3 protein-coding genes are annotated in these 14,634 nt (G+C 56.7%); 1 reads left to right on the forward strand and 2 read right to left on the reverse strand.

Translation table 11 applies throughout. From position 1 onward, the window contains the following. Positions 1 to 172: 172 nt before the first annotated feature. The gene (locus WHS88_06495; GenBank protein ID MEJ5259822.1) at positions 173 to 3,469 is read right to left on the reverse strand and encodes a sugar-binding domain-containing protein; all 3,297 of its coding nucleotides are present in this window, start codon (positions 3,467 to 3,469) and stop codon (positions 173 to 175) included. Between the two features lie 278 nt (positions 3,470 to 3,747). Here WHS88_06495 and WHS88_06500 point away from each other — a divergent pair, with 278 nt between their 5' ends. Next, complete coding sequence (locus WHS88_06500) at positions 3,748 to 10,047, forward strand: lamin tail domain-containing protein (GenBank protein MEJ5259823.1); 6,300 nt, start codon at positions 3,748 to 3,750, stop codon at positions 10,045 to 10,047. Between the two features lie 5 nt (positions 10,048 to 10,052). Here WHS88_06500 and WHS88_06505 read toward each other — a convergent pair whose 3' ends face one another. Next, entirely contained in the window at positions 10,053 to 14,633 is a 4,581-nt protein-coding gene (locus WHS88_06505; GenBank protein MEJ5259824.1) for a lamin tail domain-containing protein, read from the reverse strand. Between the last annotated feature and the right edge of the window lies 1 nt (position 14,634).

A 14,634-nucleotide genomic window follows, 5' to 3' on the forward strand; every position in this document is an offset into this window, starting at 1 on the left:
TATCCCCTTCCGCTTTTGCATAATTTGCATAAGGAGGAAGGCGGGATTCAAACCGACACGTCATTCCCGCGCAGGCGGGAATCCATTGTACTCTCCCGTGCCTCGTCCTTCGAATCTTCAGCAAAGGAGGAAGGCGGGAATTCAATCCTTTCAGCACAGCTTCATCAGCCCCTTAATCAATCCCTTCAAACATCTCTTCCGTAGCCGTTCGAACCCTTTGGTACACTCCCCCCTGCGAGGGCTGACCGGGTTGCGGCGTTTCATCGGCAATCACGGCGATTTCGGCGACCGAAGCCGTCAGGTCATCCCCAAAGCCCGACAAAGCCCGGATTTTCATCCTTTGGACACGAACCGTTCCGCCGAAATCCATTTGCTGCGGATGAAACGTGGATTCCAGACGGCCTTTCAGCGGCTCGGTCCATTCCTGCCCGTCCTCGCTGAAGCAGATTTCGTACTCGCGAACATCTCCTTCGTGCCCGCGATGGTCCTGCCGATTCATCCATATCAGTCCTTTCATTCGAACCGGCTGTTCAAACTGAATCGTCAGCTCAAACGGATGGCGTCTTTCGCGGCTCGCCCGCCCCGTAAACCAATATGTATTGGGATTGCCGTCAATGGCATTGGCCGCCGCATTGCGTCCATCCTCCCACTGGCTCTGAATCGTCGCACCCAGTTTCTTCATAATCTGGTTGTCAAAAATCAGGCCGCGCAGCTGTTCGACAGAAACAGCGGTCTTCGGAGCAAACCGTTCGCTGTTCATATAATTCAGCAGACTGTACCGCAGCTGCCGGGCCGCCGGACGTTCGGAAAGATTTGTTTCCAAATCCGCCGCACAAACCAGAAGCTTCCCCGCACCGACCCGGCACTCAAAAATCGCCGCCAGTTTATAATTTCGATGCCAATCGTCAATCACCTGAACAATCGGCTCCAGTTCCGCCGGCATATCCGCCAAATTGAGAACCCGGCAGGCGGGCTGGAAAACCTGCTCCCACTGCCAGTCATAATAAAACTCCGTCGCAAAGCCCGCCAGGGCCGGATGGCTCGGCTCACAGACAATCCCCAGAAAGCGCTCCCAATTCGGCCCCATCAGCCGGTTCCAGAATATCGGCAGCCGGCCGATCGGCGGACAGTCCCAGCGCAGCCGGTTATAATGCGGCATCCACAGCACTTTGCCGCCTGCCTGAAGCCGTTCAAAGGCCTCCTGTTCCGAGCGGGTTATCAAAATATCCGCTCCGGCCGGCTCCGACACACCCTTCGGATACACCCAGAAATTCCAGTCATTCTCAAACGGCGTCCCCGTCAGGCCGACAATCAGCCGATACATCGCCGGGGCGGGCAAATCAGCCAAATCCGTCCGGACCCGTCCGAGCGGCATTGCACTGCCCAGCTCGACGACATCCACCTTCCAGCCGCCCTGGCGAACGATGTGTCCGTTTCTGTCTGCAATCCGCCAATAGACCTCCGTCCTGCCCATCGGTTTTGCCCCATAATGAGCGATTCGGACCTCCGGCTCAAAGGGCTCATTCTGCGTGAAAATCCGCTTCTTCAGCACTGCCAGCGGGACCGTCGTTGTGCAGAACCGCCGCCACTGCCGTGCCGAAACATACCCTTTCTCCTCCCAAAAAGCATCCAAAACCCCCACAAGGGCCGTGCCCTGCCCGAGGTAGTCATGCAAATCCAGCAGCTGAAAGCCCGCCAGACCGGGCGTTCGCAGGTTGGCTTCAATTTCCTCCTTATAACAGGCCGTCTGAAACATCCCGCTGGCCAGGGCAAATTGCTTGTTTTTGGCCAGCAGTCCGGCCGCCGCCGTAGACTCCCGGAAAATCTCATAATTGCCCGGCCGCAGATACCCCGTAAACTTCCGGATGATGTCAAAATCCGGATACGCGCACCACTGCCCGAGTTCGTGAACAATGATGGGAACATCCACCCCCTCAATCGAGGACAGATAATCGCCGCCGAACCAGGCCCGATTGCCCCGCACCGGCCGCAAACCGACCCGATGCACCGCCAGAAAATCCGCCCCCTTGACAGGTCCCGGGTCGTCTATCAGCGGCCAGCCCGTGCCCGTCGTATAAAGCCGGCGGGGGTCTTTTTGGCGGTAATGCTCGACCCACTTCGGCAGGGATTCCTTCCAGCGTCCGGCCGGCTCGTTGCTCGGGGAACACAGCACAAACGACGGATGATTTCCGTAGGCCCGAATCATCCGCTCCGTTTCCTCGTACATCCGTGCCTCCATCGCCGTGCCCGGACTGATGGCATTCCACATCCCCGCCTCCGGCTGCAGATAAAAGCCCAGCTCATCGGCCGCCTCAAACGCCGCCTCAGGCGGACAGAACGAATGGAACCGCATATGGTTTAAGCCCCATTCCCGGCAGGTCTTAAACAGATTCCGCCAATACGCCACATCCGTCGCCGGATATCCGGTGAGGGGAAAATCGCCGCCCGAATGCGTCCCCCGAAAATGACTCCTTCGCCCGTTGACCAGCAGATGGGGGCCGTCGGTGCTGATTTGCCGCAGTCCAAAGCGAATCTCCCTGCGGTCATCCGCCCCTCTGCCTGTCAATTCCACCGTCAGCCGATGCAGCACCGGCTCGAACTCATCCCAAAGGCGGGCATTCTTTCCTAACGACACCGTCAGCTCGGCTTGTCCGCCGTCCGCTGTCCAGGAAACGGGCACACGAACCCGTCCGGCTTTCAGGGTCCCTTTTCCCGGCTGGCCCGTGCTGTTCCCGATTTGCACCTGAACCCGCACCGTTTTGTCCTGAATATTCGGATACACCTGGACATCCTCCAGCCAAACCGGCGAGGTGGACTTCAGTTCTATGCGTCCGACAATGCCGTTCCACGTACTGCCCAGCGAATCTGAAACACTGTGGGCATCCGGCCGATAATCCATCAGCATTCGATTGTCCAGCCGAATCGTCAGCCGATAGCGGCCGGGTTCCAAGAGCCCCAAATCAAACACGTGAGGAGCCACGAGAGAATTTTCCGAGCCGACCTGCTGCTCATTCAGCCAAACTGTGGAAAGCCACCGTGTCCTCTCCAAAAACAGCACTACCCGCCGGCCCTTCCAGTTTTTTGGGATTTCAATATCCCTCTGATACCAGGCCGCTCCCAAATAATGACGAGGGGGCTGGGAAAGAAACGGAACCTTCACATCTCCTTCCGCATAGGGCTGATACTCCTTCCTCAAATACCAAAACTTGTCATACAAAGACAACACCCAGGGCGTGTCCTTGCTGATTGGGTTGCCGTATCCCTGGGCCTGGAGAACGCCGGGCAGCTGAATTTCATCCGACAGAACTTTTCGAAACCACTCCTCCCGCAAACCGACATCCTGCGGGTCCAGGGCAAAACGCCATTTTCCGGACAGGTCAAGAGAGAATGGAGCCGCCTGAGTAAAAGCCGACACAATCCATACAAAAAGAATAGAGTACATCGCGATTTGCCTTTGCTTCCGTTCCATGGACATCCTTTCCTTTCTTGAAACCCCGCAGTCAATATCAGAACGTCCTTATTGTAATCAAAGGGCGCTGAAAAGCCAGTTTTAGACAAAAACAAAGAAAAAGACAAAAACAATTTTTTTCTTTCCCTGCCCGTCCAAAAAAGATATAATTTATAGGACTTAGACAAGAATTAACCAATCGCTAATGGGGATTCGGATTGTCGTAAACTTGGATTGCATTTCTTCCGATGAACATCCTAATGAGAACTGGAAGGGACTTTTTTAAAACCGGAGGTCTTGTGAAACGATTTCTTCTCGTCCTACTGGCATTGTCGTTGTCCATTTGCGCAGCCGCCGAGATGGTTCACCGCTACTCCTTCAACACGAATGCCAACGATTTGGTTGGCACTGCCCATGGCGTATTAAAAGGGACAGCGGCCGTTTCCGGAGGTGCCCTGGTCCTGGACGGCTCCAATGCCTGGCTGGAGCTTCCCGCGTCCGTCATCGGCATCAATAAGTATCACAGCATTACAATCGAAGCCTGGTTCACCTTGAACGTCTCAACCGGCTGGAACCGGCTTTTCGACTTCGGAGATACCTACGCTGATGCCGGGGGATACTATCTTTTTTACAGCCCCTCGGCCGGCGGCAGCGGCTCTCGATTCTGCATCTCCACAACCGGTTTCCCCGGCTATCAGACGGGGGAAGAATCGGTAAATGCCTCGATTGTTTCCTCCGGGGCAGCCACTCACATCGCCTGCGTGTATGACGGAATCAATCGTCAGATGCGAATCTACCGAAACGGCTATCTGGCCGCTACAGCAAGCAATATCACACATTTACTGACTGATGTGCGGACGGCGTTTGCTTTTATCGGAAAATCCTGCTACACGTGGGACCCTCTTTTGAATGGGTCCGTCGATGAATTCCGCATCTACAATATCCCGTTTGATGCATCAATGGCCCTGGCCAGTTATCAAGCCGGTCCGAACTCTCCCATCAGCACTTACGCCGTTCCGTCCAATCCGAGTCCGGCCAACGGTCAAAACACCGGCATCCTGCCGACCCTCACCTGGGACGCCGATCCCAACCCGGCTATTTTGTACCATCGTGTATATCTGGGGACAGATTACAAAACCGTTCTGACGGCCACCACGACTACAACCGGGGTTTATCAAACTACAAAGCCCTCTTCAGACAGGACGTTTACCCCGTCCGCTCCACTGGAAAAAGACCAGATTTATTACTGGCGCATCGAAGAAGTCACCTCCTCCGGATACATTTTCAGCGGCCCGGTCTGGAGTTTCCGCGCCGTCAATCCCAAAGCCAACAATCCGAATCCGATATCCGGGGCAATGGGAATCTCTCCGGCCGGTGTGACCCTGCAATGGGAGGCCGGATACGAAGCCGTCGGACACCGCATTCTGTTCGGCACCTCTCCTTCCGCCCTTCAGGTGCTTGAGGAAAATTATCCGCAAACATCATATTGGGTCGGTCCTCTGACGGCGGGAATCGATTATTTCTGGCGGATTGATGAAATCGCCGCCTCCGGTCCGCCTGTTATAGGCGACGTCTGGATGTTCTCCACCAGCGATGTCATTCCGGCCTGTCTGCCGGGTGATTTGGATGGAAACTGCGTCGTGGATTTAAATGATTTGTTCCTCTTTGCTCAGCAATGGCTCCGGACAACGGACTGCCGCGGATACGACTGTGCCGACTTTGACAACAATCAAACGGTCGATTTGCAGGACTTCTCCGTCGTCGCCGCCGGCTGGCAAAACAGCGGCAAACCCCTGATTGTCATCAACGAAATCCATTTCCATCCGGATTCCAACAAAGAACCGGTTGAATTTATTGAACTGTATAACGCCGGGGCCCAGCCGGTCGATTTGAACGGCTGGTATTTTGAAGATGCTGTCGAATACCGTTTCACAGAGTCCTTCGTGCTGGCACCGGGCTCTTTTGCGGTGATTGCGGGCAATCCGGCCGCCGTCTTTCAAAAGTTTGGAGTCTCTGCTTTCGGTCCCTGGCAGGGCAAACTCAGCAACGAAGGCGAGCGAATCGTCCTGCGAAACGCTCTGGGACAGAAAATCGATGAGGTCACCTACGGAAGAGGCTTCCCCTGGCCGGTCGCCGCCTGCGGCGAAGGGGCCTCAATGGAGCTGCTCAATCCCTATCTGGACAACGATTTGGGAGGCAGCTGGCGGAGCTCCGGCTATCAGCCGAATGCGACGCGCCCGGAACTGGCCTTTGGTCCGCCGACCCCGGGCCGAATCAACAGTGTTCTGACCAATAACGCCCCGCCGCAAATCCGTCAGGTTCGGCACACTCCCAAGCAGCCCAAATCGACGGAGCCGATTGTTATTACAGCCAAAATCACCGACCCGGACGGCGTGGCTTCCGTCAATCTGAAAGTCCAAATCGTCCTGCCGGGACAGTACATCCCCGCCTATCTGCCGATTCCCATCGCCTCCCTGCTGGCCAATCCGCATCAGATTCAGCCCCAAAATCCGGCGTTTGAAGACCCGGCCAACTGGCAGAGCTATCCGATGCGGGATGACGGAACCGGCGGAGATGCCGTCGCGGGCGATTCCATTTACACCGCGGTCCTGCCGGCCCAAATCAACAGAACTCTCGTGCGCTACCGCATCGAGGCCACCGACAATACCGGCCGCTCGGTCCGAGTTCCCTACGCCGATGACGGTTCGCTGAACTTTGCCTGTTTTGTGTACAACGGCGTACCGCCCTATGTAGCCAGCAAAGATACCGTACAGCCCTCCGGACCGGGCTATGTGTACAGCTCGGAGATTCTCACTTCCGTTCCGGTGTATCATCTGATTACCCGGGCGGAAGACTTCTTCCAATGCCACGGCTACAACAGCGCCGACCGAATCGATCAGGGCACCACCAACTACAACAATCAGGAAGCCGGCAAGGTCTATAACTGGTCCGGCACCTTCGTGTATGACGGCGAGGTCTATGACAACATCGGCTATCGGCTGCGGGGCGGAAACGGACGCTACAACTACGGTCAGGGCGGAAAACGCTCGATGAAGTTCCGGTTCAACCGCGGCAACTACTTCCAGGCCCGCGACCTGTACGGCAACAAATTCCCCAACCGCTGGCAGCATCTGGTTACCGCCAAAATGTTCGGCAACCGCCTCCAGGGCCGCTACGCCATCAACGAAGTGCTCGATATGATGCTCTGGAATCAGGTCGGAGTCCCGGCTCCAATGGGCTGGTGGTTCCACTTCCGCGTAATTGACGGCCCCGAGGAAGCCCCCAATACCCTCAACGGACAGTATGAAGGCGACTTTTGGGGCCTGTATCTGGCGTGGGAGGATTATGACAACGCCTTCCTCGAAAATCACGGCATGCCCAAAGGCAACCTTTACAAACTCTCGGACAAAATCTACGAAGGCTGGCGGCAGCGGCGGTACCAGGGCCCTGATGCCGTAGATGACGCCTCTGATTATGAAAACATCCGCTGGAACCTGAACGCCGAGGCAACCGCTCAGCAGGTCCAGGCCTGGCTGGATGTGGATATGTGGATTCGCTACCACACGGTTGTGGAGGCCGTTCGGCATTATGACATCTTCTCCGGCCCCAATTGTTTCCACTGTCTGAAAAACGCCGCCTGGTACTTCTATCCGGACTACAAACCGGAAAACCAGTACTGGGGCCGTCTGTGGATTCTGCCCTATGATGTCGACGACACCTGGGGGCCGTTCTTCAATCAGGGAGTTGACCACGGCAAAGCCGCCGTGTTCGACCAATACTACGTCACGGAAGGCCAGCCCGTCCAGCGAACGATTCAGCCCGAAAAAGCCCCGCTCCGGCAGGCCTATCGGAACTACATCCGCGAGTTTGTTGATTTGCACTGGAAGCCGGAAATCATCAACGGAATGATTGATGAGCTGGCTTATCATATCTCCCAGCTGGTGCCGGCAGACCGCGACCGGTGGCGGCTCAACCCCCTTCCGGAAGGCGCCCGGGATGACGGTCCGCTGAGCAATGTGGTGGCGGATTTGAAAAAATTCGCCTGGCAGGGCGGAAGCTGGACCGGCGATCCGTGGTTCGGAGACCCGCCGTGGCCGGGTACCGTGGCCAATCTCGAAGCCCTCGCCGGGGCCGAAGGCGATTCTACCTCTATTCCCTATACGCCGACGATTTCCTACATCGGGACCGCCGGTTATCCGCTCAACGACCTGCGGTTCCAGACCAGTCCATTCAATGACCCGCAGGGCAGCAATACCTTCGGAGCCATCCAGTGGCGGATTGCGGAACATCGGCTCAATTTTTCCGTCCCCGCCGCCACAACCGAACTGACGCTCGTTCCCCAGGAAAGCCAGTGGCGCTACTTCAAAGGCACTCAGGAACCTTCCAGCGTGTTCGGGGAATGGAGGCAGCTGCATTTCAATGATGAAGAGTGGCTCATCGGGCAGACGGCCATCGGTTATGGAGACCGCGACCTTAATACCATCCTGACCGATATGAACCGCAACTACTACACCGTCTATCTGCGCAAGAAATTTGAAGTGCCCAACAAAAACTTAATCCAGTCGCTCAAGCTTCGCGTCCGGATTGATGACGGCTGCATCATCTGGATTAACGGGGTCGAAGTCGCGCGTCTGTACTGCACCGCCGGCGACAAATACTACAACAGCCTGACCGGAAGCACCAACCACGAGGCGGATGATGCGACGGCCTATGAAGAAGTGGTCTTGACCGGGCCCTATCCGTATCTGCTTACCGGCGAAAACATAATCGCTGTCCACGGCCTGCAGGTGTCCACGACCAGCAGCGATTTCTCTGTGGATGTCTCCCTGATTGCCCAAACCACCGAACCGGTGCAGCCCGGACTGGCCTCTCAATCGAACCGCTATGAAATTCAGCCGGTCTGGGTCAGCGAGGAAATCACCGACCCGGCCAATCGGACCATCCAGATTCCTGGCGAGGTCCTTCGCACGGGCCGCACCTACCGTGTCCGATGCCGGATGAAAGACAACACAGGCCGCTGGAGCCGCTGGTCGGAGCCGATCGAATTTGTCGCCGGCCGGCCAATAGGAGCAGACCTCCTGCAGTACCTGCGAGTCAGTGAGCTGATGTATCATCCGGCCCCGGACCCGCTCGGCCGCTATGACAAAGAGGAGTTTGAATTTATTGAACTGACCAACATCAGCACTGACAAAACGCTGGATTTAAGCACCGTGTCCATCAGCAACGGAATCACCTTCTCCTTTGCCGGGGCTTCCGTCACAACCCTGGCTCCCGGTGACTATGTGCTGGTGGTTCGAAATCGAAATGCGTTTAATCTGCGTTACCCGGGTCTGAACTCCAAAATCGCCGGCCAGTATTCGGGCCGTCTGAACAACGACGGAGAGCAGATTGACATCTCCGATACCTGGAATGGGATGATTGTATCCTTTACCTACAACGACGGCTTCGGGTGGCCGCAGGCGGCGGACGGCGCCGGACATTCTCTTGTGCCCGCCGGCTGGTGGACCATGGAAGACCAGCAGGCCGGCATCCTTGATTACGGCGGAAACTGGCGTGCGAGCGCTTATATCGGCGGCTCCCCCGGCGCCCCCGACCCGACTCCGCCTTCCTCGCTGCTGATCAACGAGTTTATGGCCCATACCGACTTCAGCGACCCGATGTATCCGGGCTATGACAGCAACGACTGGATAGAGCTGTATAATCCGACGGCTTCTCCGATTGCTTTTGACGGGTCCTGGTATCTGAGCGATGAGATTACCAACCTGAAAAAATGGGCCATTCCGACGCAGTCTGTTCCGGCCTACGGCTTTGTCAGTTTTGACGAGGTCACCGGCTTCCACAATCCGCTCACCAGCGGCTTCGGTCTGGACAAAGCCGGAGAACGAATCTTCCTGTCCTATCTGCCCGGCATCGTCGGAGTGGACCGGGTCGTGGACTGCATCCGTTTCAAAGGGCAGGAAAACGGCATCTCGATGGGACGGTATCCGGACGGCGGCGCCTACTGGTTCCGGATGACCGGCACACGGGGGCTCCCGAACTCCTATCCGCTGGCGGACCTTGTTATCTCAGAGCTGATGTACAATCCGCCGAATGCTATCGGCGCGGAAGAATACATCGAACTGTTTAACCCCACCAGCCGAACGATCGTTCTGACCAGCCCTGACGGCTCCGGCAACTGGAGGCTGGACAATGCCGTGTCGTTTACATTCCCATCCGGACTGTCGATGGCACCCGGGGCCAGAATCGTCATCGTTCCCTTTGACCCGGTCTTCGAACCCGGCCGTCTGGATGCCTTCAATGCCTATTACGGCTCTTCGCTGGCGGCCGGATTCAACGTTTTCGGCCCCTGGAGCGGCAATCTGTCCAATGGAGGCGAACGGCTGGCCCTCGAAAAACCGCAGGCGTCCGATATTCCGGGGGATCCGTCGGCGATTTCCTGGATTGTCATCGACCAGGTGTACTACAGCGATTATCATCCGTGGCCGGCTGAAGCGGACGGACAGGGTGCTTCTCTGACTCGGCTCTATCCGTTTAATCCGGCCCGTTCCGGAGATGACCCGACAAACTGGACGGCTGCTGCTCCGACTCCCGGCTTCTAAAGCGCTTAATTGCCTGGAGCGGGCAGTCCGGCCCGCCAGTTGATAACGTCATCCCCGTACTGGGCGGGAACAATCCGTTGCAGGGAATGACCGCCGCCGTCCGCACTGGTCGGCCAAGGCGGCGCATCATCGTAGGAAATCTGTTCCACACAGATCCAGAAACGTTCCCTGCCGTATTCCTGATCTCCAGGCCGAACCAGCCGAATCGTCTCTCCGCCGTTATCGAGTTTTGTCCCGCCGGCAAACGGCCCTAAAACCTGCACGCCCGAAGGCATCGTACCGTAATACGCCGTAAAAGCCGTCGGATTTTCCGCCACAATCAGAATCCCGCCGGCGGGAATTGTCGTACCCGCCGGAAACACAAAATCAATTCCCCGGTCAAACCTCCACGGAACCGACTCGGTGATGAAATTGCCCGGAGCAATTTCGGTCGAAACCTCGTCCTGCAGCACAACCGGCTGAGAACTGATATTGCGCAGTTCCAGAAACTCTCCCCCTGTATTGGCGGCGGACGGATGATACTGAATCTCCGAAATCACCACAGGCCCCACCAGCGGATAGGCATTGGCCGCTCCCGGCGTCGGACTGCTCATCGCCGTAAAAGCCGTGCCCCCGTCCAGCGTGCTTTTCTGATAGCGTCCGAAGGTAACCCCTGTGGCGGAGGCTCCGAAACTCTGTGCCGCCTCATAGCCCCCGATTTCCCCGTTCAGACCGCTTCGCAGATAAACGGTTTCGCCGCCTTCGCTGAGGGCAAACGGCTGATTCACACCCGGGGCAGACGGATTCCCAAAATGCAAATCCTCATAAAACACCAAATAGCCGCCGGCGGGCACCGTTGTTCCTGCAGGAATCTCATACTTTTTGATACGACTTTCATCTCCTGTGCTGTCGCTGAGGAACCAGCCGCCGATGGCAATCGGCTGAGACGTCGTGTTGTACAATTCAATCCAGTCCGGCTGTCCGCCGTGAGAATGGGCCAGCAGTTCATTGATTACAATCGCCCCCGGGTCCGGCACCATCCCCGAATCGTCCGTTCCCGGTGAACCGCCGGCCAAGGCACTGGCCCGCCACCCGTCCTTTCGGCTCCACGCCCCCAAATCCGTCTGAGCGGGGTTGCGGACCGTCAACGAAAAACCCTGTCCGTCCGTAATCGGATACCAGCTGTCCTTGTAGGCAAACTCCTGAATGACCGCCCCCAGGGCATCCTCCAGACGAATCGTCTCTCCGGCATTGTCCAGCCGGCCCGTATATTCTCCGGCAATCCGACCGCTGAAGGAAGGATACCGCTGGAGAAAAGCCGCCCGATTGACAACGACGACAATCCGCTCACCGGCGGCCAGAGTCTGGGGCCCAAAGGCAAAATCTATTCCCTTGGTAAATCGAACCAGATTTAGATTGATGGTCTCCGGACCGATATTGACCAGTTCGATGAATTCGTGATTTGGGTCCGGCGGATTGTACATCAGTTCCGAAACCCGCAGATTCTGTTTGACCGGCCCGACCGCGTAAACCGCTTCATTGAGCACGCTCCACTGGCCGGTGCTGCTTCGAATCCTCGCCTTGACGGGAACGCTGGCCGTCAGCTGGATCGGACCGGTATAGGCCGCCGCCGTCGGGGCAATGCCCGCCGGAATGGTTGTATAAACGGAAGGCGCTTCCAACTCCGCCGAAATCAGAAAATCGGAACTGGTGAGATTTACGTTCAGACCGTGAATGGCCAGAATGTTCGTCCCGGCCCGCAGTGCGCTTCTATACGAGGAAATATCAAAAGAATCCCACGCAGAGGAGGCCTCTCGATTGGCGGTAGCCGCCGAGTTCCAGCTCAGGGAAGCAGGGGCGTTTACCCGCCTGACTTCGATTCCGTTCAAAAAAGCCACAAAACCGTCGTCATAGCGAACCCGCAGCGTCAGTGTGGTATAATGCGGCAAAGCGGCGCCGTCCACAGTGAACGGAATCCGGATATAACAGGTTGTATTCTTGTTGTACATCGCCGCTCCGACATCAATTCCAATCATGCTCTCATAGCCGGTCTGCCGTTCGTAGCCGACCCCGCCCGTGCCGCCGGTCCAGCCGGCATCATTGAAAGGTTCGCTGCTGCCCCGCCAGGCCGTCCCGATATCCCCTGTGGGGACCAGCACTTTCTTCGGGGCGCTGTCGGGCACAACAAACCCCTGCGCAACCAGCTGGGTGGATGAAGGCAGACGCGGGTCTGTGCCGTCCAGCGTATAGTAAAGCGTCCCCGAAGGGGTGGATTGCGTCATTGTCAGAATCGAGCCGGAGCTGACATATCCGCCGTGCTGGTACACCCCATTGATATAAAAAATCGGATAACCGAACGATGTGCTGAATAAATTATTGTTGGCAAAGGCCGCCAGGATATACGGTTCACGCTTGGGAATAAAAATATCCGGCACGTAGCGGACCGGAAACGCCGTCGTTTCCGGCAGCACAGCAGATACCTCACCGAAGACCTCCCACCACTTCGACAGAAGATTGGCCTGAGTCAGAACCCCTCCGTTGCGAAAATGCCGGTGCACCCGGTCGGCAAACATCTGCCGAAACTCCGGATTGTTCCGCAGGGCCCGGTACAGCTGAGAAATCGGACACCAGGACAGGTTGTTCAGCCCTGTCGGAGATGTCCAGCTGGGAAAATGCTCAAAAGAATTTTTCTGCAGATTTTCCCCGTTGTTTCCGAATATCCACGTTTCCGCCAGTCCTTCCGCATCCCAAATGCTGAATGCAAATTTCCCATCCGGAGTCCTTCGCCGATGCACATCCCAGTTGTTGCCGGGCCAGTCAAAATTGCCGATGTAATTCTGAAGAATCAGCATATCGATAAAGGACGGAAGGTCCAGCCGGCTTGCCACATACTCATAATCAGCCATATTGCTCAGATTGCGGTTGTTGGCATACCAAAGCAGACTGCTCCAGGCCGCATCGTCCCCGTCCCGCACGCCGGACTGTGTAATGACGTCAAAGTCGTCTTTGGTGTTGTACCATTCCTGATAAAACTCCTTGTCACCGCGGGCGGTTGGATTGTAATAGCCGCGATAGACGCCATTGATGTACAGATTGGCAAAGAAGCCGGTCACCTGCGCATGCCCCATGTCCCGAAACAGCCGACGGGCCCATTCATCCTTGACAAACGGCGTGCAGGCGTCGTTATGACCCGCGCGCAAAACAATGCTCTCAAACGAATCCACATTCAGAAACGGAAACAGCGGATACTCCAGCCGCCCTGTTCCGTACACATTTCGAAACCAGAGATTGAAACTGAACTTGTTGGTGTTCCAGCCAGGCCACCAGTTTACCCAGCAGGTAATCCAGTCCTCCCCGCGCGTATAGCGGGGCCGCGTAAAATCGCTGCCGTGAACCCGAATCCCGCAATCCTGCTGAAAAGCCGCTCCCGTATTCCGATTCAGATATTCAAACGAGACGGGCCGCTCATAGCTTCGTCCGCGCTGCAGCGGATTGTTATAGCTGCCCGGGCCGCTGGACTGCCAGACGCCGTCGCTGTATGTGCCGCCGACAATCGCCATCACCCCATCCGGCTCGTACAGAGATTTCTGCGGGTCTCCGACAATGGAGATAACCGGCATCGACCGTATCGCTGCAGAAGCCCCGAAAAGGTACGTGTGCGTGCCGACAGGACTCGGCTTCCAGCCGGTCTTGACCGCCGCCGCACGAATACAGCGCGTGGAAGAGACCGAAATCGGTCCCGTGTACCGCACGGCTGACGCCGTTGGGGCCTCATTTTCAATCGGAGTGCTGCTGTTGGTTGTATAATAAATCGTCACCCCAGGCGTATCACAGCTTAAAATCAGGCTGAACGGTGCATCATAAAACCCCCGCTTGTGGCTGAACTCCACATCGCCGACAAGACCGCTGTATGCGCTGCTGTTGGCCGCTCCGGGGGTGGGCACAGCAAAAAACCGCTGGTCAGAACCTCCATCCGGCCAGCGTCCGTACGAAAGATTGGTTGTCTGGGTTCCGAAAACGACGGTATCAATCGGCTTGACCCCGTCCGTATCAAACAATCCGATTTGCTCGCCTGCCGCACTCAGACTGAATGAGGCGTGCAGTCCGGGACTGTCCTGAACGTGCCCATCCGCCCAGACCACCAAAAACCCCTTTGGAGGAATCGTCGTTTCCGACGGCCGACCGAAGGGAAACCGCCAGGCGGTCGGATTGTTCAGATTGTCGGTCAGATACATCCCGGCCAAATCAATCGGCACATCGCCGGCATTGTAAATCTCAATCCAGTCATCAAAATGTCCCTGCGGATCGCTGATGCCGCTGGCGCTGTTGCTGGATGCCATAAATTCATTAATCAGCAGCGGCGGATGATACAAATCGGTCAGCCAGTTCATCGCAAACTGCTGGAAATCCGACAGGGTCACGCCGGAAAGACTGTCCAAATCCGCACAAAACAGACCGGAACAGGACACGTCGGTCAGCCACTGTTCTCCAAAAATAACCAGGTCGGTCAGGTCCACCCGCCAATCCTGATTTAAATCGCCGACCGGATAGGAACCGCCTGCGGCCGCCGCCAAAGAGACAGCCGCCCACAGCAGAAATCGTTTCATG

The organism is Anaerohalosphaeraceae bacterium (assembly GCA_037479115.1).
Classification (GTDB): domain Bacteria; phylum Planctomycetota; class Phycisphaerae; order Sedimentisphaerales; family Anaerohalosphaeraceae; genus JAHDQI01.